This is a genomic window from Nonomuraea sp. ATR24 (assembly GCF_041950485.1).
Taxonomy (GTDB): domain Bacteria; phylum Actinomycetota; class Actinomycetes; order Streptosporangiales; family Streptosporangiaceae; genus Nonomuraea; species Nonomuraea ceibae.
The window spans coordinates 301,016-325,788 of the sequence record NZ_JBGNUU010000008.1; the positions used below are offsets into that span (position 1 = coordinate 301,016).

21 protein-coding genes are annotated in these 24,773 nt (G+C 75.3%); 13 read left to right on the forward strand and 8 right to left on the reverse strand.

Annotation, left to right across the window (positions count from 1 at the left end):
- Positions 1-37: 37 nt before the first annotated feature.
- The 4 genes from ACBI99_RS22205 to fusA all read right to left on the reverse strand — a co-directional run bounded on the left by ACBI99_RS22205 (position 38) and on the right by fusA (position 4,541).
- Entirely contained in the window at positions 38-694 is a 657-nt protein-coding gene (locus ACBI99_RS22205; protein ID WP_375073336.1) for a nitroreductase family protein, read from the reverse strand.
- 42 nt (positions 695-736) lie between these two features.
- Entirely contained in the window at positions 737-1,966 is a 1,230-nt protein-coding gene (locus ACBI99_RS22210) for an epoxide hydrolase family protein (RefSeq protein WP_375073338.1), read from the reverse strand.
- A gap of 28 nt (positions 1,967-1,994) precedes the next feature.
- Positions 1,995-2,456 carry a MarR family winged helix-turn-helix transcriptional regulator gene (locus tag ACBI99_RS22215; protein WP_219508432.1) on the reverse strand — a complete coding sequence of 154 codons (462 nt, stop codon included), beginning with the start codon at positions 2,454-2,456 and terminating at the stop codon, positions 1,995-1,997.
- 93 nt (positions 2,457-2,549) lie between these two features.
- Positions 2,550-4,541 carry an elongation factor G gene (gene fusA / locus ACBI99_RS22220; RefSeq protein ID WP_375073340.1) on the reverse strand — a complete coding sequence of 664 codons (1,992 nt, stop codon included), beginning with the start codon at positions 4,539-4,541 and terminating at the stop codon, positions 2,550-2,552.
- A gap of 326 nt (positions 4,542-4,867) precedes the next feature.
- Between fusA and ACBI99_RS22225 the strand changes: the two genes are divergently transcribed.
- The 6 genes from ACBI99_RS22225 to ACBI99_RS22250 all read left to right on the forward strand — a co-directional run bounded on the left by ACBI99_RS22225 (position 4,868) and on the right by ACBI99_RS22250 (position 12,146).
- Positions 4,868-5,473, forward strand: a complete 606-nt coding sequence (locus tag ACBI99_RS22225) for a TetR/AcrR family transcriptional regulator (protein ID WP_375073342.1) — start codon at positions 4,868-4,870, stop codon at positions 5,471-5,473.
- Positions 5,470-7,656, forward strand: a complete 2,187-nt coding sequence (locus ACBI99_RS22230; protein WP_375073344.1) for a glycoside hydrolase family 3 C-terminal domain-containing protein — start codon at positions 5,470-5,472, stop codon at positions 7,654-7,656. Before ACBI99_RS22225 ends, ACBI99_RS22230 begins: the two co-directional genes overlap by 4 nt.
- Before the next feature lie 99 nt (positions 7,657-7,755).
- Positions 7,756-9,144, forward strand: coding sequence for a 26S protease regulatory subunit (locus ACBI99_RS22235; RefSeq protein ID WP_219508429.1), 1,389 nt, complete (start codon positions 7,756-7,758; stop codon positions 9,142-9,144).
- Between the two features lie 52 nt (positions 9,145-9,196).
- Positions 9,197-10,402, forward strand: coding sequence for a tetratricopeptide repeat protein (locus tag ACBI99_RS22240; RefSeq protein WP_375073347.1), 1,206 nt, complete (start codon positions 9,197-9,199; stop codon positions 10,400-10,402).
- Between the two features lie 35 nt (positions 10,403-10,437).
- Positions 10,438-11,229, forward strand: a complete 792-nt coding sequence (locus ACBI99_RS22245; protein WP_357588178.1) for a phosphotransferase — start codon at positions 10,438-10,440, stop codon at positions 11,227-11,229.
- A complete protein-coding gene (locus ACBI99_RS22250) occupies positions 11,226-12,146 on the forward strand; it encodes an AraC family transcriptional regulator (protein ID WP_357588180.1) in 921 nt (306 codons plus the stop codon). The genes ACBI99_RS22245 and ACBI99_RS22250 overlap by 4 nt, the downstream gene beginning before the upstream one ends.
- Here the strand turns inward: ACBI99_RS22250 and ACBI99_RS22255 are convergent.
- Both ACBI99_RS22255 and ACBI99_RS22260 read right to left on the reverse strand, forming a co-directional pair.
- Positions 12,036-12,902, reverse strand: a complete 867-nt coding sequence (locus ACBI99_RS22255) for an NAD(P)-dependent oxidoreductase (protein ID WP_357588182.1) — start codon at positions 12,900-12,902, stop codon at positions 12,036-12,038. The genes ACBI99_RS22250 and ACBI99_RS22255 overlap by 111 nt on opposite strands.
- A gap of 48 nt (positions 12,903-12,950) precedes the next feature.
- Positions 12,951-13,937, reverse strand: a complete 987-nt coding sequence (locus ACBI99_RS22260) for a heparinase II/III family protein (RefSeq protein WP_375073350.1) — start codon at positions 13,935-13,937, stop codon at positions 12,951-12,953.
- A gap of 118 nt (positions 13,938-14,055) precedes the next feature.
- Here ACBI99_RS22260 and ACBI99_RS22265 point away from each other — a divergent pair, with 118 nt between their 5' ends.
- Positions 14,056-14,838: a hypothetical protein gene (locus ACBI99_RS22265; RefSeq protein ID WP_375073352.1), complete on the forward strand. Its 783-nt coding sequence runs from the start codon at positions 14,056-14,058 to the stop codon at positions 14,836-14,838.
- Here the strand turns inward: ACBI99_RS22265 and ACBI99_RS22270 are convergent.
- Together ACBI99_RS22270 and ACBI99_RS22275 are read right to left on the reverse strand one after the other, a co-directional pair.
- Positions 14,805-15,578, reverse strand: a complete 774-nt coding sequence (locus ACBI99_RS22270; protein WP_375073354.1) for a glycerophosphodiester phosphodiesterase — start codon at positions 15,576-15,578, stop codon at positions 14,805-14,807. The genes ACBI99_RS22265 and ACBI99_RS22270 overlap by 34 nt on opposite strands.
- A gap of 96 nt (positions 15,579-15,674) precedes the next feature.
- Positions 15,675-16,553 (reverse strand): MurR/RpiR family transcriptional regulator, encoded by an 879-nt coding sequence (locus tag ACBI99_RS22275; protein WP_375073356.1) that lies wholly within the window; start codon positions 16,551-16,553, stop codon positions 15,675-15,677.
- 135 nt (positions 16,554-16,688) lie between these two features.
- On the opposite strand from ACBI99_RS22275, the gene ACBI99_RS22280 reads away from it, so the two are divergent.
- The 6 genes from ACBI99_RS22280 to ACBI99_RS22305 all read left to right on the forward strand — a co-directional run.
- Positions 16,689-18,083 carry an MFS transporter gene (locus ACBI99_RS22280; RefSeq protein WP_219508423.1) on the forward strand — a complete coding sequence of 465 codons (1,395 nt, stop codon included), beginning with the start codon at positions 16,689-16,691 and terminating at the stop codon, positions 18,081-18,083.
- Positions 18,080-18,505 carry a GAF domain-containing protein gene (locus ACBI99_RS22285; RefSeq protein WP_308125905.1) on the forward strand — a complete coding sequence of 142 codons (426 nt, stop codon included), beginning with the start codon at positions 18,080-18,082 and terminating at the stop codon, positions 18,503-18,505. The genes ACBI99_RS22280 and ACBI99_RS22285 overlap by 4 nt, the downstream gene beginning before the upstream one ends.
- Positions 18,502-19,710 carry an amidohydrolase family protein gene (locus ACBI99_RS22290; RefSeq protein ID WP_375073359.1) on the forward strand — a complete coding sequence of 403 codons (1,209 nt, stop codon included), beginning with the start codon at positions 18,502-18,504 and terminating at the stop codon, positions 19,708-19,710. Before ACBI99_RS22285 ends, ACBI99_RS22290 begins: the two co-directional genes overlap by 4 nt.
- A 152-nt stretch (positions 19,711-19,862) precedes the next feature.
- A complete protein-coding gene (locus tag ACBI99_RS22295; RefSeq protein WP_375073361.1) occupies positions 19,863-21,782 on the forward strand; it encodes a hypothetical protein in 1,920 nt (639 codons plus the stop codon).
- Entirely contained in the window at positions 21,779-23,881 is a 2,103-nt protein-coding gene (locus tag ACBI99_RS22300) for a hypothetical protein (protein WP_375073363.1), read from the forward strand. The genes ACBI99_RS22295 and ACBI99_RS22300 overlap by 4 nt, the downstream gene beginning before the upstream one ends.
- Before the next feature lie 3 nt (positions 23,882-23,884).
- Positions 23,885-24,773, forward strand: an 889-nt coding sequence (locus ACBI99_RS22305) for a serine/threonine-protein kinase (protein ID WP_375073365.1), incomplete at its 3' end; no start/stop codon positions are given.

Consider the following 24,773-nt stretch of genomic DNA (forward strand, 5'->3'; position numbering starts at 1 on the left):
CCGCGGGCGCGGGGGCGCATGGGCGGGGCCCGGAGGGTCAGCCGCTCCAGTGGTTCAGGTGCAGGACCTCGTCCAGAGGCTGACGGCGGGCGGGCTTGAAGGTGTCACCGGTGTAGTAGGCGGTGGGGATGAGCGCCCCCTGCCGGACGTCGCCGGGGAGGCCCAGCAGCTCGGCGACCTCGCGCTCGTACGCCAGGTGCAGGGTCGTCCACGCGGTGCCGAGCCCACGGGCGCGGGCGGCGAGCATGTAGCTCCACGCGGCCGGCAGCAGCGAGCCCCACAGCCCGGCCTGGCTGCCCTCCGGCAGCTTCCCGTCGGGCACCCGGATGCACGGCAGCACCAGCACCGGCACCTCGCCCATGTGCTCACCCAGGTACGCCGAGCTCGACGACACCCGCCGCTGCACCTCGGCCCGCGCCGGGTCGTCCTGGAACAGGTTCCCGGCCGACGAGCCCGACGCGTGGTAGGCCCGGACGGACCGGCCGTAGTAGTCGCCGATCCTGGCCCTGGTGGCGGGGTCGGTCACCACCACCCACTCCCACCCCTGCCGGTTCCCGCCGGTCGGCGCCTGCAGCGCGATCTCCAGGCACTCCCGCACCAGCTCCATCGGCACCGGCCGGTCCAGGTCCAGGCGCTTCCTTACGCTTCTGGTGGTGGTGAGGACCTCGTCGATTCCTAGCCTTTGTGTGGTCATGACGGCATTCATCCCCAGGGACGTCACCGGCGAAAGATCCGCTCAGCGGCGGCCCCGGAAGGTGCGGCGCAGGTCCGCCACCCACTCCCGGGGGAGCTCCCACGGGATGAAGTGCCCGCCGCGCTCGTGGCAGGTGATGCCAGCATGGTTGTACCAGGCGGCCCGGTCACCGTCGAGGAAGCTCCGGATCCGCTGCTCTGCCGTCGTCACGCCCGGCGGGTTCTCGTAACTGACGAACGTGATGCCCGTGGGCGCCTCGACAACGGGCCACCGGTCGTGCGACGGGGTCCACGGGTAGCGGTTGTTGTTGGCGTACGTGCGGATCGAGCTGGCGACCGCGTCGCCCGCCCAGAAGATCGTCGCATGGGTGAGCAGGTCGTCCTTGGAGAACACGTTCTCCACGTCGCCGCCGTTGTCGGACCACTTCGTCCAGCGTTCGAGCATCCAGGCGAGCATGCCGGCCGGGGAGTCGGTCAGCCCGTGCGCGAGCGTGGACGGGGCCAGCACGTGCGCCGCCAGATGCGCCGCGAACCGCCGGTCCAGGGCCACGAACCGGTCGTGCGCCTCGGCGGGCAGGCCCTCCGGGATGGGCAGGCCGCCGCTCAGGTCCCAGGCGCGGTCGCCGTTGAACATCGTGAGCTTCTGGGCCGAGCCGATGTGGATGCCGTACAGCTCGGCGGCGTACTTGTGGCCGAGCTGCCCGGTGACCAGCGCGCCGACGTCGCACCCGGCGGCGGCGTACCTGTCGTGCCCCAGGACGCCGGTCATCAGCTCGTGCCACACGTCGGCGATCTTCCAGAAGTTCATGTCCGGCCGGTGCGTCAGCGGGGTCGAGAAGCCGAACCCCGGCAGCGAGGGCACGATCACGTCGAACGCCTCCGCCGGGTCGCCGCCGTGGGAGGCGGGGTCGGCGAGCTCGTCGACGACCTTCGACCAGTGCCAGAACGTCCAGGGCCAGCCGTGGCTGAGGATGAGCGGCACCGGGTCGGGGCCGACGCCGGGCCTGCGCATGAAGTGCACGGGCACGTCGCCGACGTCCACCCGGTAGTGCTCGTGGGCGTTGATCTCCCGCTCGGCCGCCCGCCAGTCGTAGCCGTCCGCCCAGTAGGCGACCAGCTCGCGCAGGTGGTCGCCGCGCACGCCGTAGAAGCCGTCGTCGTTGCCCGCGTCCAGCGGCAACCTGGTCATGGCGAGCCTGCGGCGCAGGTCGTCGAGCACCTCGTCGGGCACGTGCAGCGGCTCGGGGCGGAGGGGGAAGGGGCGGTTCGTCAAGGGAGGCGTTCTCCTGGTCATCGAGCGTCTAGTCATCGAGCTTCTGGTCATCGAGGCGGGCGGCGATCTCGGTCAGCCGGGTCAGGACGGCCGCGTAACCGGCGAGCGCCGCGCGCTCGTCGTCGTCCAGGTGCTCGACGAGGCGGGCGACGCGCGTCACCCGTTCGGCGTGCCGGGAGCGGACGATCTGCGCGCCCTCCTCGGTGAGGGTCAGCAGGACGGCGCGCCCGTCGCGCGGGTCGGGGCGGCGTGACACCAGCCCGTCGCGTTCGAGCTTGGCCACCAGGCTCGTGAGCGCGGGCTGTTTGAGCTGCTCGGTCGCCGTCAGGTCGGTGAGCCGCATCGGGCCCCGGCGCGCGAGCGTGTGCAGCACGGACAGGGTCGAGAAGCTGAGCCTGCGGACCGACGGCAGGCGGATGAAGTGGGTGTTGAAGTCCTCGATCGCGGTGACGAGCGCGCCGAGATCGAGGGCCTCCGGTGAGGGTGCCACCCGGCATTTATATCAATGTTCGATGTAACCGCGCAGGGGGGTCGCCGGCCGGACGGCCCTCTGTCCGGCCGGCAGAGCGGGGCATACCCGGCGTCAGACCGGGGCGTACCCGGCCGGGCGGCTGGTGAAGGCGCCCCGGCCCTGGGTGCGGCTGCGCAGCCGGGTGGCGTACCCGAACAGCTCGGCCAGCGGCACCGTGGCGGTGACGACCGCCGTGCCGCCCCGCGCGGCCGAGCCGGTGACGCGGCCACGCCGGGCGGCCAGGTCGCCGAGCACGCCGCCGACCGCGTCGTCCGGGACGGTGACCGTGACCTCGGCCACCGGCTCCAGCAGCACCATCGCGCAGGCGCGCAGCGCCTGCCTGAGCGCCAGCGCCCCGGCAGTGCGGAAGGCCGCCTCGGAGGAGTCCTTCACGTGCGTCGCCCCGTCGGTGAGCGTGACCCGCAGCCCGGTGACCGGGTGCCCGCCGAGCGGCCCGGCGGCGAGGGCGTCGCGGCATCCGGCCTCGACCGCGCGGACGTACTCGCGCGGCACCCGCCCGCCGGTGACGGCGGAGCGGAACGCGAAGCCGGCCGCCGCGTCGAGCGGCTCCACGTCGAGCTGGACGTGCGCGAACTGCCCGGCGCCGCCGTCCTGCTTGACGTGCCGGTACAGCACGCCGGACACGCCGCGCGCCACCGTCTCGCGGTGGGCGACGCGCGGCCGCCCGGCGGCGACGTCCAGCCCCCGCTCGCGGCGGATCTTCTCCACGGCCACCTCCAGGTGCAGCTCCCCCATGCCGGACAGCACGGTCTGGCCCGTCTCCGGGTCGGCCCGCACCGACAGCGACGGGTCCTCCTCGGCCAGGCGGGCGAGCGCGGCGGCCAGCCGGCCCGCGTCCACGCTCCGCCCGGCCTCGACCGCCATCGAGACGACGGGCTCGGCGGCGGCGGGCGGTTCGAGGACGAGCGGCGCGTCCGGCGCGCACAGCGTGGCGCCGGGCCGGGCCGCCTTCAGCCCGGTGACGGCCACGATGTCGCCGGCCACGGCCCGGTCGACCTCGGTGTGCCGGTCGGCCCGCACACGCAGGACCCGCCCGGCGCGCTCGGTGCGCCCGGCGCCCGCGTCCAGCACGGCGTCCCCCTTCCGCAGCGTCCCGGCGTACAGGCGCAGGTACGTCAGCCGTCCGCCGCCGGTCGAGTGGACCTTGAACACCAGCGCGGCCAGCGGCTGGGCCGGGCCGGCGGCCCGGCCGGGCACGGCCGGGACGTCCAGCGGCGACGGCAGGTAGGCCACGACGGCGTCGAGCAGCGGCTCGATCCCCCGGTCCCGGTAGGCGGAGCCGCACAGCACGACGACGGCCCGGCGCTCCAGCGTCAGGTCGCGCAGCGCCGCCCGCAGCGTCGCCTCGCCGACCGGCGTCCCCGCGCAGAACTCCTCCAGCACGGCCGGGTGCAACTCGGCCACGGCCTCCTCCAGCAGCCCGCGCCGCCGCCGCGCCTCCTCCAGCAGCTCCGCGGGGACGGGACGCTCCTCGTACGCGCCGTCCCAGACCAGCGCCCGCATGCGCAGCAGGTCCACGACGCCGGTGAAGCCGTCCTCCCGCCCGATGGGCAGCTGGACGGCCAGCGGCGTGACGCGCAGGCGGTCGCGGATCGAGGCGACGGCGGCGTCGAGGTCGGCGCCGGCCCGGTCGAGCTTGTTGACGAAGGCGATGCGCGGCACGCCGTGGTGGTCGGCGCGCCGCCAGACGGCCTCGCTCTGCGGTTCGACGCCCGCGACGCCGTCGAACACGGCGATCGCGCCGTCGAGCACCCGCAGCGAGCGCTCGACCTCATCGGCGAAGTCGACGTGGCCGGGGGTGTCGATGAGGTTGACGCGGTGGCCGTCCCAGGCGCAGGTCACGGCGGCGGCGAAGATGGTGATGCCGCGTTCGCGCTCCTGGGCGTCGTAGTCGGTGACGGTGGTGCCGTCGTGCACCTCGCCGCGCTTGTGGGTGGCGCCGGTGGCGTACAGGACGCGTTCGGTGATGGTGGTCTTGCCGGCGTCGACGTGGGCAAGGATGCCCAGGTTGCGGACGAGGCCGAGCTGGTTGGTGTCACGCACGGTCCGTGGCCCTTTCGGGATCTCTCTGGACAGGACAGCGCGATTCGCCCGGTGGCCCCTCGTGTCAGGGGGCCGCCGGGGACGTCCGGCGCCGGCCGCGCAGCGGGCGCCGGGCGGACGGGGACACCAGGATCACCTCGTACCGTGACAGAAGCCGCGACAGGGGAACGGCGCTGCGGCGCATGGCGGTCCCCCTCACTGGTCTCGGCGGTCGTCGCCGACCCTACAGAGATCGGTACGGGACGGGCATCCGATTTGTTTCCTACCACGTGGTAAGTTCGGTTTTCCGGGCACCCGGGTGCCCTGGACAGCAGAAAGGCCGGTCGGTGACCGAACCCACCACACGCCGGGTGACCAAGGGCGAGCGCACCCAGGCGCGCATCCTGGACTCCGCCATGGAGCTGTTCTCCCGCTCCGGCTTCCACGCCGTGTCCCTGCGCGACATCGCCGCGCACGCCGGGCTCACGCACGCCGGGCTGCTGCACCACTTCCCGGGCAAGGACGCGCTGCTCATCGAGGTGCTCAAGCGCCGCGAGGTGCTCACCGCCGAGCTCGTGGCGGCCACCGGCCCCGGCCTGGACCCGGTGGAGATCATCAGGCGGCACGTCGACCAGCTCGCGGCCAGCATGCGGACGCCGGGACTCGTCGGGCTGTTCGTGAAGCTGTCGGCCGAGGCCACCGACCCCGGGCATCCGGCCCACGCCTACTTCGTCGAGCGCTACCGCCGGCTGCGCAAGGGCGCCGCCTGGGTGCTCGCCGAGCTGTTCGCGCAGGCCACGCCGCCGCTGCCCCACGACCCGGACGTCGTCGCCGGGCAACTCCTCGCCGTGGTCGACGGCCTGCAGACGCAGTGGCTGCTCGACCCCGACCGGGTCGACATGCGCGTCTCGGTCGCCGCCTTCCTCACCGAGCTGGGATTGGACATCAGTTGAAGGATCTGACACTCGCCGAGAAGGCCTCGCTCACCTCCGGGAGCGACACCTGGCACACCACCGCCGTCCGCGACGTCGTACGCGCCCTGACCCTGTCGGACGGGCCGCACGGCCTGCGGCGGCAGGACGAGAGCTCCGGCGACGCGCTCGGCCTGACCAGGAGCGTGCCCGCCACCTGCTTCCCGCCCGCGGTGGGGCTCGGCTCGTCCTGGGACCCGGAGCTGGCGCGGCTGGTCGGCGGGACGATCGCGCGTGAGGCCCGCGCGCAGGGCGTGGACGTGGTGCTGGGGCCCGGCGTGAACATCAAGCGCTCGCCGCTGTGCGGGCGCAACTTCGAGTATTTCTCCGAGGACCCGCGCCTGTCCGGGGTGATGGGCGCGGCCCTGGTCGACGGCATCCAGTCGCTGGGCGTCGGCGCGTGCGTCAAGCACTACGCGGTCAACAACCAGGAGACCGACCGGATGCGGATCAGCGCCGACGTGGACGAGCGGACGCTGCGCGAGATCTACCTGCCCGCCTTCGAGCACATCGTCCGCGAGGCCGCCCCGTACATGGTGATGTGCGCCTACAACAAGATCAACGGCGTGTACGCGAGCCAGAACCGGTGGCTGCTGACCGAGGTGCTGCGGGAGGAGTGGGGGTTCGACGGGCTCGTCGTGTCCGACTGGGGCGCGGTGGCCGACCGGGTGGCGGCGCTGGAGGCGGGGCTCGACCTGGAGATGCCGCCGACCGGCACCGACGCGGAGATCGCCGACGCGGTCCGCGACGGCAGGCTGCCCGAGGAGGTGCTGGACCGGGCCGTCGGGCGGCTGCTGCGGCTCGCCTCGCGGGTGCCCGCCGCCCCGGCCACGACCGGCTGGGACGCCGACGCGCACCACGAGGTCGCCCGGCAGGCGGCCCGCGCGTCCGCCGTGCTGCTGAAGAACGACGGCGACGTGCTGCCCATCGCCCCCGGCCGCAAGGTGGCCGTGCTCGGCGAGCTCGCCCGCACCCCGCGCTACCAGGGGCACGGCAGCTCGCACGTGGTGCCGACCCGGCTCGACTCGGCCTGGGAGTCGCTGGCGGCGGCGCTGGACGGCGCGGTGTTCGCGGCCGGCTACCGGCTCGACGGGCAGGCCGACCCCGAGCTGGAGCGGGAGGCGGTGGAGGCGGCGGCCGGGGCCGACGTGGCCGTGCTGTTCCTCGGGCTGCCCGACTCGGCAGAGTCCGAGGGCTTCGACCGCACCGGCATCGACCTGCCCGGCGACCAGACGACGCTGCTGCGCCGGGTGGCCGGGACGGGCGTGGACGTGGTCGTCGTGCTGTCCAACGGCGGCGTCGTGTCGGTGTCCGGCTGGCAGGACGCGGCCTCGGCGATCCTGGAGGGCTGGCTGCTCGGCCAGGCCGGTGGCTCCGCCCTGGCCGACCTGCTGCTCGGCACGCACAGCCCGTCCGGCCGCCTCACCGAGACGATCCCGCACCGGCTCGCCGACGTGCCCTCCCACCTGCACTTCCCCGGCGGCGACGGGCACGTGGTCTACGGCGAGGGCCGCTACGTCGGCTACCGCCACTACGACACGCTGGACGTGGACGTCGCCTACCCGTTCGGCCACGGCCTGTCCTACACCACGTTCGCCTACTCCGGCCTGGAGGCCCGCGAGACCGGCGCGAACGAGTGGCAGGTCGAGGTGACCGTCACCAACACCGGCAGCCGGTTCGCGCACGAGGTCGTCCAGCTTTACGTGGCCTTCGACGAGGAGCGCCCCACCCGGCCCCGGCGCGAGCTGCGCGGCTTCGCCAAGATCGGCCTGGAGCCGGGCGCGAGCGAGCGGGTCTCGTTCACGCTGACCGGCCGCGACCTGGCGTGGTGGTCGGCGTCGCGGGGCGGCTGGCGGATCGACCCGGGCGCGTTCACCGTCGAGGTGGGCGCCTCCTCGCGCGACATCCGGCAGCGGCTGGAGCTGAGCACGCCGGGCGACGGCTGGGCGCCGCCGCTGACCGCGATGTCGACGCTCGGCGAGTGGCTGGACCATCCCGTGGGGAGCCGGGTGCTGAAGGAGGCGTTCGGCGGGTCCGCGCTCGACCGGTTCAGCCCGGCGCTCATGGGGCTGGCCAGGGGGATTCCGCTGGCCAAGTTCCGGACGTTCGGCATCGGGCTGTCGCCTGAGGTGGTCGACCGGCTCGTCGCCGCCGTGGATGGGTGACGTTTCCGGGCGTATCTGGATATGTCGGGGGCTGGGGGTCATGGCCGGTGATTTCGATAGCCTTGCCTCATTCCACTCCCCCGACGGAAGGACGGGCACGTGCTCGACGATGCCGGCCTCCAGGCGCTCCGCGAGGCGGCGCGCCTGTCTCCGGACAATCTCCCCCTGCGGCGGCACCTCGCCGACCAGCTCCTGGCCAAGGGCTACCTGGCCGAGGCGGAGGCCGAGTTCCGGGCCGCACTCGTGCTCGCGCCCAAGGACGCGGACGTCTCGGCGGGGCTGGCGGAGGCGTTCGTCCGGCAGAGCTCCTACGGCGAGGCGCTGGCGGCGCTGGAGCCGTTCCTGGGCGAGCCCGGCTGCCCGCCCCGGCTCGGCGTGCTCGCCGCGCGGGCGCTGCTGGGCGAGGGTGACGTCGCGGCGGCGGCGCACCGCTACCACGACGCGGTCACCCGCGACCCGTCGCTCGCCGACCCCGCCCTCGCCGCCCGCCTCGCCGCCCCGCCCCAGGCCCTGGGAGGGCCGGCACCGTACGGCGGTGCGCCGTCGGGGCCGGCGTACGGGGGCGGGGCTTACGATGCGCCGTCGCCCGCCACGCCGGCGGCGGAGGCGAGCGCCGAGGTGGAGCGGTCCCGGTTCACGTTCGCGGACGTGGCGGGCATGGAGGCCGTGAAGGAGGCGCTGAAGGTCAAGCTGCTGCTGCCGATCCAGCAGCCGGAGCTGTTCGCCGCGTTCGGCAAGCGGGCGGGCGGCGGCGTGCTGCTGTACGGGCCGCCGGGCGCGGGCAAGACGCACCTGGCCAGGGCGGCGGCGGGCGAGCTCGGCGCGTCGTTCGTGAACGTCGGCCTGGCCGACATCCTCGACATGTACATCGGCTCCAGCGAGCGCAACCTGCGGGCCACGTTCGACCTGGCGCGGCGCAACCGGCCGTGCGTGCTGTTCTTCGACGAGGTGGACGCCTTGGCGGCGCGCCGCTCCGACATGCGGCAGGCGCACAACCGGCAGATCGTCAACCAGTTCCTGGCCGAGCTCGACGGCGTGGACCAGGACGCCAACGAGGGCGTCCTGGTGCTGGCGGCGACGAACGCGCCCTGGTACATCGACGTGGCGTTCCGCCGCCCTGGCCGGTTCGACCAGCTCGTGTTCGTGCCGCCGCCGGACGCCTCCGCGCGGGCGGCGATCCTGCGCATCCTGTGCCGGGACAAGCCGATCGCGGAGATGGACTACGACGCGGTGGCGCGGGTGACCGAGCACTTCGTCGGCGCCGATCTGAAGGGCGTGGTCGACCGGGCCGTGGAGGCGAAGCTGCAGCAGTCGATCAGCGCGGGCCGGGCGATCCCGCTGGCGACGCCCGACCTGCTGGCGGCGGCGAAGAGCGTGCGGCCCACGTCGGTGCGGGAGTGGATGGCGACGGCGCGCAACTACGTGCTGCACGCCAACGACTCGGGGGCGTGGGACGAGCTGATGCCGTGGATCAAGGCCAAGTGGTGAAGGCCAGCTCGTGAAGGTGCGATGGTGAAGGCCCGATGGTGAAGAAAGCCCGATGGTGAAGGCCGCCGGCCCGGTGCAGCGGGCGCGGGCGCTGCTGGAGATGCGCCGGCCCGCCGACGCCGAGCGGGAGCTGCGCGGCCTGCTGGCCGAGGAGCCGGAGCACGCGGTCGGGCACGCGCTGCTGGCGCTGGCGCTGGCCGAGCAGCGCCGGCCGGGCGAGGCGGTGGCGGAGGCGCACGAGGCGGTGCGGCTGGCGCCCGACTCGTGGTTCCCGCACTACGTCGCGGGCCAGGTGCACAACCGGGCGCGGCAGCCCGACCAGGCGATCGCCGCCGGGCGGGCCGCGCTCGCGCTGTCGCCGGAGTGGCCGCCGATCTGGGAGCTGCTGGCCCGCGCGCACGTGCTGAAGGGCGAGTGGCCGCTGGTGGCGGGCGCGGCGGAACGCGGGCTGGCGCTCGACCCGGAGTCGGCGGACCTGATGAGCCTGCTGTCGCTGGCGCAGACGGCGCTCGGGCAGACACGGGCGGCCACGGAGACGGCGGGGCGGGCCGTCGGGCTCGCGCCGGAGAGCGCCACGGCGCACCTGGTGTATGGGCGGGCGGCGCTGGCGTCCGGTGACGCGCGCGTGGCCGCCGGCGCGTTCCGCGAGGTGCTGCGGCTCGACCCGGGCTACGGGCAGGCCAGGGACCTGCTGGTGACGGCGCTGAAGGAGCGCAACCCGCTCCACCGGTGGCTGTCGCGGGTGCGGCGCAGGTTCCTGGGCGGCTGGTGGCTGGTGTTCCTGCTGCCGGCGCTGCCTCCGGTCATCGCGGTGTTCGTGGTCATCGCGCTGCTGCACTGGGCGGCGTGGGTGACGGAGGCGGTCACCGTGCTGCGGCTGGCCCGCGCGAAGGCGACCGGGCTGCTGTTCGACGGCGGCGAGTCGCGGGTGGCGCTGGCCTGCTGCGGCCTGCTCGTGGCGGGCGCGGCGACGCTGGTGGCGGGCGTCGTGCTCGGCAGCGACGTCCTCGGCACGGCGGGGGCCGCCGTCATGGCGCTGGTCACCGCCGTGCAGGAGGCCGCGCACACCGGCTCGCCGCGCGGCCGTGCCGTCCTGTACGGGTGGGCGGCCCTGCTGGGCCTGGCGGTGGTGGCGTCGCTGGTGTCGGGGGTGTGGCCGATCGCACTGCTGACCGTGTACGCGGCCCTGGCCACGATCTGGATCGCGGCAGGCGTACGACGGGTCTTTGGGCCTCTTGGAGATGCCCGCACTTATTGAGAATCTGGGAGGCGGGACCCCGGAGGAGGCGATCGATGAGCGGATCCGCAGGCCGCCATGAGATCCGGCGGATCCGGCTCGAAGGAGGCAACGACGGGGGCGCGATCCGGATCGGCGCGACCGTCAGGCGGGCGGCGCGGGCGTGGACGCCCGCCGTGCACGAGCTGCTGCGCCACCTGGAGCGCAAGGGCTTCGCCGGGGCGCCGCGGGCACTGGGCTACGACGAGCAGGGCCGGGAGGTGCTCACGTTCCTGGAGGGCGAGACGCTCGGCAACCGGCTGGTGTGGCCGGAGTGGACGCGGACGGAGGAGGCGCTGCGCCAGGTGGCCCGCTGGCTGCGGGACTACCACGCGGCCGTGGCCGACTTCACGCCGCCGCCCGACGCCCGCTGGCGGGTGGGCGGGCAGTGGTCGCCGGGGCAGATCATCGGGCACAACGACGCCAGCCCGTTCAACGCCGCCTGGCACGAGGGGCGGCTGTCGGGCTTCTTCGACTGGGACTTCGCCGGGCCGGTGGGCGCCGAGTCCGACCTGGCGTGGACCGCGCTGAGCTGGGTGCCGCTGCACGCGCGCCGGGTGGCGGAGCTGGAGGGGTTCCGGGCGTTCGACAGGCGGGCCGAGCGGCTGCGGACGTTCCTGGACGCGTACGGCTGGCACGGCGACCCGGCGGTGATCGTCCGGGAGATCCAGGCGCGGATGAGCGCGCGGGCCCGCGACATCCGCGCGGGCGCGGTCGGCGGCGACCCGCTGTATGCCAAGCTGCTGCGGCAGGGGCGGGCCGAGGACATGGACCGCGCGGTGCTGGAGCTGGAGGACTTCGCCTGGTGAACGGGGAGGGGCCCGGCGCGAGGCTGCGCTTCGGGGCCGGCGCCGAGGGGATCGAGCGGATGGCGGCGTCGCTGGTCGGCGAGGCGTTCGCGCCGCACCGGCACGACCGCTACGCGATCGGGATCACGCTGCGGGGCGTGCAGACGTTCCGCTACCGGGGCGAGGCGCGGCACTGCCTGCCGGGCGAGTGGCACATCCTGCACCCGGACGAGGTGCACGACGGCGCGCCGGGCACCGAGGAGGGGTTCGGCTACCGGATCTTCTACGTGGATCCGGCGCTGGTGGGCGAGGCGCTGGGCGGCGGGCCGCTGCCGTTCGTGCCGGACCCGGTGGTGCGGCGGATGCCGCCCGCGCTGGCCGCGTGCCTGCGGCGGCTGGACGAGCCGCTCGGCGAGCTCGAACGGGTGGAGGTCGCGCTGGCGATCGCCCGCTCGCTGGCGGCGCACGCGGGAGCGCGCCAGGCCGGGCGGGGCGCCGGGCGCGCGGCCGCGGCGGTGGAGGCGCTGGCCCGGGTGCGTGACCTGATCGCGGCCGACCCGGCGGTGCGGCATCCGGTGGCGGTGTTCGAGCGGGTGTCGGGGCTGGACCGGTGGACGATCGCCCGGCAGTTCCGGGCCGTGTTCGGCACCAGCCCGACCCGGTTCCGCACGATGCGGCAGCTCGACGTGGCGCGGCGGGCGTTGCGCGCCGGGCTCCCGCCGGCCGTCGCCGCGCAGGCGGCCGGGTTCGCCGACCAGAGCCATCTGACGCGCAGGTTCAAGGGCGCGTACGGCCTCACGCCCGCGCGCTGGCAGGCCGCCTGCGGTTCAGCCGGTCCTGGCCTCGATCGCCCGGATGACGGCGGCCATGTCGAGGCCGCCGTGCCCGAGCGCGAGCGTCTCGGCGAACAGCTCGTGGCAGGCGTCGAGGAGCGGTGAGGCGAGCCCGGCGGCGCGGGCGGCCTCGGCGATGAGCCGGTTGTTCTTGAGCACGTCGGCGACCGCCGCCTGCGGGGACAGCTCGCCCTCGACGAGCTTGGCGGCCTTGCCGCGCGACACGGCGCTGGCCATCGGGCCGGTGGCCAGCACCTCCTGGAAGCGGCGCAGGTCCAGCCCGTGCCCGGCGGCGAAGTGCGTCGCCTCGGCGAGCCCGGTGACCATCGTGATGAGGAACAGGTTGACCGCCAGCTTCATCAGCAGCGCCGACGGCGCCGGGCCGCAGACGACGCTCTTGTGGCACATCGGCCGCAGCAGCGGGCGCACGTCGGCGACGGCGCCGGGGTCCCCGGCGAGCATGGCGACGAGGCGTCCCTCCTCAGCGGGGCCGCGCGAGCCGGAGACGGGCGCCTCCACGTACCGGCCTCCGGCGGCGCGCACGTCGGCGTCCAGCCCGGCGGAGTAGGCGGGCGAGGTCGTGCCCATGTGCACCACGGTGCGCCCGGCGACGCGGGCGGCGAACTCCGGCGTGCCCCGGCGCAGCACGTCGTCGACGGCGGCCTCGTCGGCGAGCATGAGGAGAATCGTGCCGGCGCGGCCGAACACCTCGGCGGCGCTCGCCGCCACGTCGGCGCCGGCCGCGCGGACCGGCTCGGCGCGGGCGGGGGTGCGGTTCCAGACGACAAGGCCGCCCGCGCGGGCCAGGTTGACCGCCATGGGCCCGCCCATGAGGCCCAGGCCGATGAAGCCGATGTCCATCCCCTCGTTGTAGCCGCAGCGGGCGGGCGGGGTCTTGAACGGTTGTGCTCAGGGCGCGGGCGGCGGGAGCGTGAAGCGGGCGTGGACGCGCGCCTGTGCCGCGTGCCCGCGCAGCAGGACGATGCCGAGCGGGCGGCCGTTCGGGTTGCCGTCGGCGAGCGCCGCGTACGCCTCGAACCCGTCCGGGACGGTCAACTCCAGGGACGGCGCGCCGTCGGCGTCCCAGGCGCCGCGCAGCACCCCGGCATGCGCCCGCAGCCGGCGCACGTCGCGCAGCCAGGCGTGGCCGAGGTCGCCGGTGAGGAGGGCGGGCTCGCCGTCCGCCGTGAACGGGCCGTCGCCGTGGAAGGTCCACTCGATCGCGTCCGGCGCGGCGGGCGTCACCGTGAACTCGTCGGTCCAGCCGTCGCCGGTCACCGTCAGGGCGCGGCGCAGCGTGTGGCCGTCGAACGCGGACTCGGCCGTCAGGTGGCCGGGCGACGAGGCGACGAGGCGGCCGGTGTGCGGCGGCTGGGGGCGTCCGCCGATGGTGACGGTGTTGTGGGCGACCGGCGAGCGCAGCCACGCGGTGAAGCCGGAGCCGTAGCCGCTGGTGCCGAGGTCGAGGCTGGACCAGCCGGTGGCGGTGGCCACGTCCACGCCGAGCTTGTCGCGGTGGTCGTGCCAGCCGGCGTCGGGCCCGTACCGGAGGGCGGCGCGCACCCGGCCGGACCTGAGCAGCCCGATCCCGGCCCCCGGCCACACGAACGAGCGCGGCGGGTCCGGGGGCGGCGGCGGGAGGTCGCCGGGGCCGAAGACGAGGGCGGCGACCGACGAACGGCCGGTCAGCGGCGGCGCGACCCCGTCGGGGAGCTGCGCGCCGTACCAGAGGCGGACCGGGGCGGGGCGCGGGTGCGCGTAGTAGGGGGCCGGGCTGGGCGGCCGCTCGGGCAGGAGCGACCAGGCGGCCTCGGCGTGCGGGGCGAAGTCGGCGGTGAAGCACTCGGCCCAGCCGTCCCCGTACGCGGGCAGCCGCCCGTCGTCGTAGGCGAGCATCGGCGGCGCGGTGACCGCCCGGGCCAGGCGTTGCGCGGCCGTCGCCGACAGCCCGGCCGGGCCCGCCGCCTCGCGGTAGGACAGCAGGGCGGCGAGCGCGTAGTAGTGGTAGTGCGGGTTGACCTCGTACCACAGGCCCTCGTCGTGGAACCCGCGCCTGACCTGCGCCTCCGCACCGAACTCGGAGTCGTCGGCACCAGGCGAGCAGCGCGGTGTCGCCGAGCCGTACGGCGCATTCGGCGAGCGCGGCGAGCAGCCAGCACGGGATGTTGTGCACGGCGCCCGCCTGCGGGCGCAGCAGGGCGGCGACGTCGCGGGCCAGGCCGTCGAGGGCGGCCGAGGTGGCGGGGGTGAGGGCGTCGCCCGCCCAGCGCACGGCGCGCAGCAGCCCGATCGCCCACACGGCCTCGTCGAGCCCCTGCGGCTGGACGCGGCCGGTCCCGGCGGCCTGGCCGTGGGGCGCGTAGTCGCGGTAGCGGCGGGCGTAGCCGCCGACGACGCGTTCGAGCTCGTCGCGGGCGGGGCGCGAGCCGGTCAGGCGCAGCAGCAGGGCGGCGCGCTGGGCCTGCGCGGCGGCGGCGTTGTGCGTGATGGCGCGCCAGGCGCCGTCCCACGGCTCGCCCGAGTAGACCTTGCCGCAGCCGGTGCACGCGTGCCGGTCGGGCGTGGCGGGGTCGTGGCGCAGGGGCGCGCCGTCGGCGTCGCAGAAGTAGTGGTGGGTCCAGGCGGACGGCCGGTCCGGGCCGGGCAGCGGCAGGCCCGACCAGTACCCGAAGTCGGCCTCCAGGGCGCCGAGCACGCGGGCGGCCCACGGCGCGTCCGCGACCCGCCGCCGCACCGCCGCCCAGTCCGGCTCGTACGGGCCCGTCACGTGCACTTTCCGGCCAGCCAGCGGCGGTAGTCGGCCGGGTAGTCGGTCAGCACGCCGGCCGGGCCGCGCTTGAGGATCTTCGTCCAGCGGGGCACCTGGGCGCGCCAGCCGGGCGGCGGCTCGTCCCAGGGGACGCCGTCGGTCCAGCGGACGGCCTCGCCCCGCACCAGGCCGGGGTGCCGCGTGGCGAGCTCGCGCTGGATCCACGGGTCGGCCGAGTAGAGGAGGATGCGCTGGGCGTCCTGCCGTTCGAGGATCGGGCCGGACAGCTCCTGCCAGGCTTCCTCGGAGCGTCGCAGGATGGGTCTGGCCTGGCGTTTGATCTCCAGCAGCGCGATCAGCCCGGCGGCCGCGGCGTGGTCGAGCCAGGAGCCGAGCGTGTGGACGCGTTCGCCCGCGTAGGGGCCGCGCGAGACGCGGCGGGACCGCAGGCCGCCGTCGTCGTCGGCCCACCACAGGTCGGTGATCTCGCGGTTGGGCCCGGTCAGGCCGTTGGTGGTGGTGTTGTGCCACATCACCGCCTGGGTCCCGTCGCGGGTGAGCTGGACGTCGGCCTCCAGGCCGTCGGCGCCCTCGGCGCGCATGTGCTCGATGCCGGTGGGGTGGTTCGGCTGGCGGATCAGGTCCTTGGCGCTGGCTCCGGGGTTCTTCGGGTAGCCGCCGTGCCCGAACACCAGCGGGCAGCCGGGCAGCCGTCCGGCGGCGGCGGGCACGAGCGCGGTCGCGGCGAGCTCGGTCAATGCCACGGCCACCGCCAGCGGGATGGTCACTACGAGGCCCCCTCGTCGTAGGTCCGGCACGACGAGGCTATGGGCGGGGCCGGACCCGATCAAGCATCCGCTCCCGGCCTGTCACCAGGGCTTCCTCTACGGGCCGGCGGGCTCGCCGCCCGCGGGGCGCCGGTGGAGCAGGCCGAACTTGGTCCACATCCGCTCGGCCGTCTCGATGGCGGCGGCCGTGCGCGCCGGGTCGACGGCGGCGAGCTGGGCGACCAGTGCCTGGGCGACGGCCAGCCCGGCGGTCAGCGACGGGAAGAACGCGACCCCCTCCGCCGGGACCATCACGACCTCCTCGGCCGCGTCCGCCAGGGCGGGGCTGGCCGCGTCGGTGAGCGCGAACACCCGGGCGCCGCGCGCGCGGGCCTCGTGCGCGGCCAGGACCGTGCTCTCGTACAGCCGCCAGAAGCTGATGGCGATCAGCACGTCGCCGGGCCCGATCGCCGCGACGGTGTTGGACAGCTCGGAGTCGCCCGCCGTGACGGCCGCGACGGGGTAGCCCGCGATGCGGGCGTTGTGGGCGAGCGCCATGCCGACCGCCGCGTAGCTGCCGTCGGCGACGATCACCGTGCGGCGGGCGGCGGCGACGGCCTCGGCGACGGTCCGGATCACGCCCTCGTCCAGGCGGCGGTTGAGCAGGGCGAGGCTGTCGAGGTCGCGCCGGAGCGAGCGGGCGCTGGGCGAGCCCTCGCCGCTGTGCTCGGCGGCGACCTGCGGCGCGCTGAGCGACGAGAGGTAGCGGGCGCGCAGCTCCTGCTGGAGGGCGGGCCACCCGGCGAAGCCGAGCGCCTGCGCGATACGGGTGACGGTGGCCACGTTGACGCCCGCGAGCGCGGCGAGCTCGGCCGCCGAGCCGAACGACGCCCGGCGCGGCTGCGTGATGAGGATGTCCAGCACCGCCGCGGCCTTGGGGCGCAGCCCGCGTTCCGGCACGCGGTCGCGCAGCCACTCCTCGAAGCTGTCCGTCACGCGCCCCTCCCTCGCCGGGAGACATCGTACATTTTCCAAATATTGCAAGGACCATTGCATCTTGCCCGATTTGCACTATACGTTGCAATAACTCCCCCTCCCTGGCAGGGCCCCGTGCCCTAGGAAGGCTGTGCCATGACCTTGCTGGCCCGGCTGGACCGGCTCCCCCTGAGCCGTCCGCACTACCTCCTGCTCCTGATAGGCGGCCTCGGCTACACCTTCGACGGCATGGACTCGGCCGTCGTCGCGTTCCTGCTGCCGAGCGCCCAGGAGGCGTGGAACCTCAGCAACGGCCAGCTCGGCATCATCGGCTCCGCCTCGCCGTTCGGCTTCCTGTTCGGCGCGATCGCGGCGGGCCTGCTCGGCGACCGCATCGGCCGCAAGAAGGTCATGATGTACGCGCTCGCCTTCTACGCGGTGTTCTCCGTCGTGGCCGCGTTCGCGCCGAACTACGAGGTGTTCCTCGGCGCGCGGGTGCTGGCCGGGGCCGGGGCCGGCGCGGAGAGCGCGATCATCGCGCCGTTCCTGTCGGAGTTCGTGCCCGCCAAGCGGCGCGGCTGGTTCATCGGCGCGCTGGCCGGGTTCTTCTCCTTCGGGTTCGTCGGGGCCGCGCTCATCGGCCGGTTCGTGGTGCCCACGTTCGACGACGGCTGGCGGATCGCGCAGATCATCACCGCGGTGCCCATCCTGATGCTGCTGTGGTGGCGGCGCTCGCTGCCGGAGTCGCCGCGCTTCCTGCTGCAGCACGGCAGGACCGCCGAGGCCGAGGCCGTGGTCGCCGACATCGAACGGCGCGTCGAGCTCGCCACCGGCCGGCCCCTGCCCCCGGTGCCCGAGACCGCGGCCGCGCTGCCCGTCCGGGAGACGCCGAAGGTCACGCTGGTCAACGCCCTGCGGTTCCTGTGGAGCCGGGCGATGGCCAGGCGCACCGGCGTCATCTGGCTGATCTGGTTCGTGATCACGTTCTCGTACTACGGCTTCTTCTCCTGGATCCCCACCCTGCTGGTGGAGCGGGGCATCACGGTGACGAAGAGCTTCGAGTTCTCGCTGATCATCTACCTGGCGCAGATCCCCGGCTACTTCTCCGCCGCCTGGCTGTCGGAGCGGCTCGACCGCAAGAACACCATCGCGATCTACCTCGCCGGATCGGCCGTCAGCGCCTTCTGGCTGTCGCAGATGGACACGCCCGTGTCGATCACGGTCGCGGGCGCCGTGCTGTCGTTCTTCCTGAACGGCACCTACGCCGGCGTCTACTCCTACACCCCCGAGGTGTTCCCCACCTGGATCCGGGCCACCGGAACCGGCCTGTCGAGCGCGTTCGGCCGCGTCGGCAGCATCCTCGCTCCCACCATCATCGGCGTGTCGTACGCGAGCCTCGGCTTCGGCGGCGTGTTCGGCATGACCACCGCCGTGCTCGCGGCCGGCGTGATCTGCGTGATGGTGTTCGGCCTGGCGACCGCCGGGCGTTCCCTGGAAGACCTGACCGAGCGGGGCGAGCCCGCCGGCGCAGCTAAGGAGATGACGTCGTGACCGGGCTGCCGGAACTGCAGGAGAAGGTACGCGAGCAGGTGGGCGCGCGGTTGTTCACCGTGCTCGCCTGGATCCCCGAACGGCGCGCGCTGCGCCGCGTGCACAGCAGCCACCCCGAGCAGTACCCGGTGGGCGGCGAGAAGACGGTGGAGGTCGCGCAGGAGTGGCTCACCCGCTGCATCGAGCAGCGGCTGCCCTACCTGGGCCGCGACCGGGCCGCCGTACGCGAGATCTTCGCCGACCACGAGCTGATCGAGAGCCTCGGCTGCGGCGCCATCGTCAACGTGCCCGTCGTGGACGGCGGCACCGTGCTAGGCGCGCTCAACATCCTCGACGCCGAGGGCAGCTACGACGAGACGTCCGTGGCCGCCGCCCAGGCGCTCGCGCCGCTGGCCGTGCCCGCGCTGCGAGGCGCCCGATGAGCCTGCTGCTGCGCGACGCCCTGCTGCTCGACCCCGACACCGGCGACTTCACCGAGACCGACCTGCGCTGCGCGGACGGGCGCGTCGCCGAGACCGGCCGCGGCCTGACCGCCCCCGACGGCACGCGCGTGGTCGACCTGGCCGGCGCGGTCGTCGTCCCCGGCCTGATCGACGCGCACGTGCACGTCACCGCCGCCACCGCCGACCTGGGCGGGCTGACCTCCTGGTCGCCCTCGTACGTGGCCGCGCACAGCGCCCGCATCATGGGCGGCATGCTGGCGCGCGGTTTCACCACCGTCCGCGACGCCTCCGGCGCCGACTACGGGCTCGCCGACGCGCAGGCCGAAGGGCTGATCCGGGGGCCGAGGCTGCTGTTCTGCGGCCGGGCGCTCAGCCAGACCGGCGGCCACGGCGACTCGCGCGGCCGGGGCACCCGGGTGCACGACGACCACCCGTGCTGCGCCGGGCTCGGCCGGGTCGCCGACGGGGTCGACGCCGTGCGCGCCGCCGCCCGCGACGAGCTGCGCAAGGGCGCCCACCACATCAAGGTGATGGCCTCCGGCGGCGTCGCCTCCCCCACCGACCGCATCGACTCCACCCAGTACTCGATGGAGGAGCTGCGCGCCATCGTGGAGGAGGCCGAGGCGGCCAACCGCTACGTGGCCGCGCACGCGTACACCGCACGCGCGGTCAACCGGGCGCTGGAGGCGGGGATCCGCTCGATCGAGCACGGCAACCTGCTGGACGACCGGAGCGTGGAGCTGTTCCTGGAGCGTGACGCGTTCCTGGTGCCGACGCTGGTCACGTACTGGGCGCTGAAGGAGGAGGGCGTGGCCCACGGGCTGCCGGAGCCGAGCTGGCGCAAGGTCGACGCGGTGCTCGGCGCGGGCCTGGCGGCGCTGGAGCGCGCCGCCAGGGGCGGTGTGCGGCTGGTGTACGGCAGCGACCTGCTCGGCGGCATGCACCGGCACCAGAACCAGGAGTTCCGCCTGCGCGGCGAGGTGCAGAAGCCGCTGGACGTGCTCCGCGCCGCCACGGTGAACGCGGCCGAGCTGCTCGGCATGGCCGGCGAGATCGGCACCCTGGCCGTGGGCGCGCACGCCGACCTGCTGGTCCTCGACGGCGACCCGCTCGCCGACCTCGGCGTCCTGGCCGACCCCGGCCGCATCCGGCACGTCGTCCAGGCCGGGGAGCTCGTTTCCTGACCCACCACCGCCGTGGCGGCCCGTCCCGGGCCCGGCGTGGGGACGTCCTCCTCCGGGCCCTGGCAGGGTAAGACGGCCGGGCGCCGGTCTTCCACGACCGGAAGCGCCTGATCCATAATCAGGCGGTCGGCTGTCGATGAATTGCTGAGGCAATGACGGAAATTCCCCCATTACAGCGATCCGATCCCGCGGACCTCGGCGGGTTCGTCCTGCTGGGACGATTACGGCACGACGACCGCGGGCCCGTGTTCCTGGCCCGCGACGCCGGCGGCCGGCACGTCGAAGTCGCCTGGCTGCCCGGCGGGCCCGGCGCGGCGGACCGCGTGACCGCCCTGACGGAGCTCGACGCGCCGTCGCTGGCCCGCGTCCTGGCCGCCGGGGTCGCCGGCGGCCGGGCGTACGCGGTGACCGAGCACGTCCCCGGGCGGTCGCTCGCCGACGCCGTCGCCGCCGACGGCCCGATGACGGGCACCGCGCTGCACCGGCTCGCCATCGCGACGGCCTCCGCCCTCGTGGGGCTGCACCAGGGCGGCGTCACCCACGGCGATTTGCGCCCCGGCACCGTCGTCCTCGGGCCCGACGGCGTCCGCGTCACCGGCTACGGCCTGGCCTTCCCCCCGGCCCCCACCGGCGCTCCCGAGCAGGTCATGGGCCCGGCGGACGACGTGTTCGCCTGGGCCGCCACCATCCTGTACGCCGCCACCGGTTCGGCCGATCGCGGCCTCCGCCACGAGCCCGGCCTGGCCGCCCTCGAAGAGCACCTGCGCCCCGCCGTCGCCGCCGCCCTGGCCGAGGACCCGGCGGCGCGGCCCGACTCGGGCGACCTCCTGCTCCGCCTCATCGGCCACTCCACCCGTACGCTCATCCCCGACACCGCGCCCCACTCCCCCACGGACGAGTTCCGGGCGAGCCCGGAGGCGGACGGCCCGGCGAGTCCGGCGGGGGACGGCCCGGCTGTCCCTCGCCCGGCGTCGGAAGGCCACACCCCTGGGATGGCCGCACCGTCCCAGGCCGGAGCGGCAGGGCGTACCCCGGGAGGCGGCGCCGCAGCCTCGGGCGGGGTGGCGTGGCGGGGGTGGCCGGGGCTGGCGGCGGGGGCGCTGGCCGTGGCGGTGGTCTCCGCCGGGGCGGGCCATCTGATCGCCGACCGGGTGGGCGCGGCCTCCCGGCCCGTCCCGTCGCCGACGCTGTCGCTGCCCGACCTGTCGGTGACCGCCGCGGGCCCGCGCGCGCTCCCGTCCCCGCAGGCCACGATGCGGGCGGCCGGGATCGCACTCTCCCTGTACGAGCATCCCGGCGATCCCCAGCGCGTCGTCGCGTACCGGAACGAGCGCGGCACCTGGCTGCGCGCGGCCCAGTGGGACGGGTTCATCGAGGCCGGGGTGGCGGCGGACGACGTGGCCGCCTCGCCCGACGGCACCCGGGTGGCGTTCCAGGCGGGCCGTGACGTGACGGTCGCCGACCGCCGCTCCGGCGAGCGCTTCACCGTACGGGTGCCCGAGCGGGCCGCCTCCCCCGTGTGGGACCGGGCCTCGTCCCGGCTGCTCCTCACGGTGAGCGGCCCGAAGCGGAGGACGGCCGGATTCGCCGTCCTGGACACCGCCACCCGGCAGGCCCGAACCGTCCCCACGGAAGGCGACACGGGACCGTACGCCTGGACCCCCGGCGGCGACGGCGTCGTCGCCTCGCACGACAGCGGCGGCCACACCGGCCTGCGCTTCCGCGACCTGAACGGCCGGGAGGCGCGCACGATGCCGTGGACCGGGCCGAGCGTCGGCCGCGCCCTGTTCTCGCCGTCGGGCCGGCTCATGCTGACCGACTGCCCCAGCGGCGGATCCCATTGCGCGTGGGACGCCGCCACCGGCGTCCGCGTCGCCACCTACGTGAACACGATCAAGGGTGCGGAGATGTGGGGCTGGTACGACGACGACCACCTGATGATCCTGGACCCGGGCCGGACGCCGCACGAGTTCGTGGCGCTGGACTTCCGTGAGGGCACCCGGCGGCTGCTGGCCACCCTGGAGGCGGCCGACGACACCCCCGGCCTGCGCCTGGCCCGGGCGGCCCGGTGAACGCCCGCGCCGTGGGCGGCTACCGCCTCGCCGGCACCCTCCACACGGGCTGCTGCGGCGTCTCGCACCACCTGGCGACCTCCCCCTCGGGGCGCACGGTGGTCGTCCGCCACTACGGCAGGCCGGCCGAGCGCCGCCCCGACCTCGCCCGGCTCGCCCGTCTGCGCGAGGCCGCCCCCGTCGGCGCCGTGGCCGTCCTGGACGCGGGCCCTGACCACGTGGTCACCGAGTACGTCGAGGGCGGCTCCCTCCTGGCCCGCCTCACCCCGGCCGCCGCCGCCGGCGGTCCCGGTGAGAGCGGAGGCGGAGCGGCCCGTACCCGGCCGGACCCTGCCGCCGACGGGCCAGGTGATGCGGACAGTGATGCAGGCAGTGGGGCGGTTGAGGGGGCGGCGTTGCGGCGGCTGGCGATCGGGACGGTGACGGCCGTGGCGGCGGCACACCGGGCCGGGCTGGCTCCCGTGGGGATCCGGCCGAGCCGGGTGCTGCTCGGGCCGGACGGGCCGCGGCTGTTGTGCGCGGTGCCGGAGGTTCACGACGTGCTGAGCGGGGGGCACGACACGTCGCCGATCGATCTGGAGCCGGGTGACCTGTTCGCCCCTGAGCGGACGCGCGGCGGGGAGCTCGGGCCCGCGACGGACGTGTGGGCGTGGGCCGCGACGGTGGCGTACGCCGCCGCCGGGCGGGATCCGTTCGGCGGGGGCGGTTTCAGCGGGCGGCCGGCCCGGATGGCGGAGGGGGCGGCGAGCCTGGCCGCGCTCCCGCAGGGGCCGTTGCGTGAGCTGCTGGCCGACTGCCTGGCCGTCGACCCGGAGGTGAGGCCGACGGCGGAGCAGGCGCTGTTGCGTCTGATCGAGGAGACGGTCCTGGTCGTCCCGAGGCCCGTCCCGAGGCCCGTCCTTGGGCCCGTCCCGCAGTCGGCCGGCGCGAGCGCGGTGGAGGCTGCCGGGGCGGGGAGGAAGCGGCGGCGGGGGGTCGTGGCCGCGGCGGGGGTGGTGATCGCGCTGGTGGCCGGGGGTGTGTCGGCCGGAGTGACGCTGGCCGTGGGCGAGCCGGGAGCGGGGGCGGCGCGGGTGGCGCAGCAGGCGCGGCCCGGAGGGACGTGGACGCCGAGAGCGGTGGCCCCGGCGGACGGGCCTCCTGCGGAGGGGGCCGAGGTGCCGCTGCCGGGCGGGCTCGGGGTGGCGTACGAGCATCCCGGCGACCGGGTGCGGCTGACGTCGGTGCGGGTGGGCGAGAGCCGCCGCTACACGCGGGACCCGCGGACGGGCCGGTTCGGCGACGCCGGGCCGCACACCGTGGTGGCGGAGGCGTCGCCCGACGGGCGTTACACGGCGAGCTTCAACACGCTGTACGCGGCCGCCGGGGATCATCTGGCGGTATGGTTCGCCGACCATCTGACCGGTGAGCGGTTCAGCGTGCCGGTGCTGCGCCCGCCGTACCAGTCCGTCGGCCTGAGCTGGTCGCGGCGGGGTGACCGGCTGCTGCTGTCGGTGCAGCGGTTCGAGAAGGTCGGGGAGGAGAACCAGCCGTTCAGCGCCGGGTACGTGATCATCGACGTGGCGGCGCGGTCGGCCAGGTTCGTGCCGACGGGTGACGGGGCGGAGGTGCGGCAGGCGGCGCTGGCGACGGGCGGGAAGGTGAACCCGCTGAGCTTCTACGCCGAGTTCCGGTGGATGCCCGACGGGAGGTCGGTGATCAGCCGCTATCTGACGGCGGAGTGGGGGCAGGGCGTGCGCGTGCGGGACGCGGAGTCGGGCCGGGTGACGCGGATGATGCACTGGGTGGGGCATGTCGTGGGGGCGACGGACATGTTCTCGCCGAGCGGCGGCCGGTTCGTCACGAGCGGGTGCGCCAAGCGGTTCGCCGCCTGCGTGTGGACGGCGGCGGGCGGCGCCCGGGTGGCCACGGTGCCGACGCGGAAGGGGGCGGGCATGGTGGGCTGGTACGACGAGGAGCACCTGATCCAGGTCGTGCCCGGCGGCGGGGACCGCAGCGAGGTGGTGGTGACGGACTTCGCCGGTGAGGTGGTGCGGGTGCTGGCCGAGCTGCGCACGCCGGGTGAGCCGCTGGTGGACGTGCGCTACACGCGGGGCTGACCGGTGGCCGCCGCGGTGCGGCCCGGCGATCCGGCGCGGATCGGCGCGTACGTGGTGCGCGGGCGGCTGGGCGCGGGCGGGCAGGGCGTGGTCTATCTGGCGCAGGCGCCGGGCGGGCGGCCGGTGGCGGTCAAGGTGCTGCGGGCCGCCGACGAGGAGGCCGCCGCGCTGCTGCGCCGGGAGGCTGAGGTGCTGCCCAGGATGGCGGCGTTCTGCACGGCGCAGGTCCTGGAGGTCGGCGCGGCGGGGGCCGAGCCGTACGTGGTGAGCGAGTTCATCGAGGGGCCGACGTTGCAGCAGGCGGTGGCGGCGCGCGGCCCGTTGCGGGGGCGGGAGCTGCACCGGCTGGCGGTGGGGACCGCGACGGCGCTGGCGGCGATCCACCGGGCGGGGGTGGTGCACCGGGATTTCAAGCCGGGCAACGTGCTGCTGAGCCCGGAGGGGCCGAGGGTGATCGATTTCGGCATCGCCCGGCCGGTGGGGGACGCGGGGGCGGGTGACGAGGTGGCGGGGACGCCGCCGTACATGGCTCCGGAGCAGTTCAGGCCGGGGGCGGCGGGCGCGGCGGCGGACGTGTTCGCGTGGGGGGCGACCATGGTGTTCGCGGCGTCGGGGGCGCCGCCGTTCGGGGCGGGGCCGCTGCCCGCGCTCGTCCACCGGATCATGCGGGCCGAGCCGGATCTCGGCGGGCTGGACGGTGATCTGCGTGAGCTGGTGGCGGCGTGCCTGGCCAAGGATCCGGCGCGGCGTCCGGCGGCCCGGGCGGTGCTGCTGCGCCTGCTGGGGCGCACGCCGTCGGCCGTGTCGGACCCGCTGGCTGCGGGCAGCGCCGCCGCCCGGGCCGGGGGTCCTGCTCCCGAGGGCACCGCGCGGCTCGCCGCGCCGATCAAGG

Excerpts from the sequence above, each read along its gene's own strand:
- ACBI99_RS22290 (WP_375073359.1), top strand. The coding sequence starts at position 18,502 with ATGAGCCTGCTGCTGCGCGACGCCCTGCTGCTCGACCCCGACACCGGC.
- ACBI99_RS22260 (WP_375073350.1), bottom strand. The coding sequence starts at position 13,937 with ATGCTCGCCTACGACGACGGGCGGCTGCCCGCGTACGGGGACGGCTGG.
- ACBI99_RS22240 (WP_375073347.1), top strand. The coding sequence starts at position 9,197 with ATGGTGAAGGCCGCCGGCCCGGTGCAGCGGGCGCGGGCGCTGCTGGAG.
- ACBI99_RS22255 (WP_357588182.1), bottom strand. The coding sequence starts at position 12,902 with ATGGACATCGGCTTCATCGGCCTGGGCCTCATGGGCGGGCCCATGGCG.
- ACBI99_RS22205 (WP_375073336.1), bottom strand. The coding sequence starts at position 694 with ATGACCACACAAAGGCTAGGAATCGACGAGGTCCTCACCACCACCAGA.
- ACBI99_RS22295 (WP_375073361.1), top strand. The coding sequence starts at position 19,863 with ATGACGGAAATTCCCCCATTACAGCGATCCGATCCCGCGGACCTCGGC.
- ACBI99_RS22280 (WP_219508423.1), top strand. The coding sequence starts at position 16,689 with ATGACCTTGCTGGCCCGGCTGGACCGGCTCCCCCTGAGCCGTCCGCAC.
- ACBI99_RS22245 (WP_357588178.1), top strand. The coding sequence starts at position 10,438 with ATGAGCGGATCCGCAGGCCGCCATGAGATCCGGCGGATCCGGCTCGAA.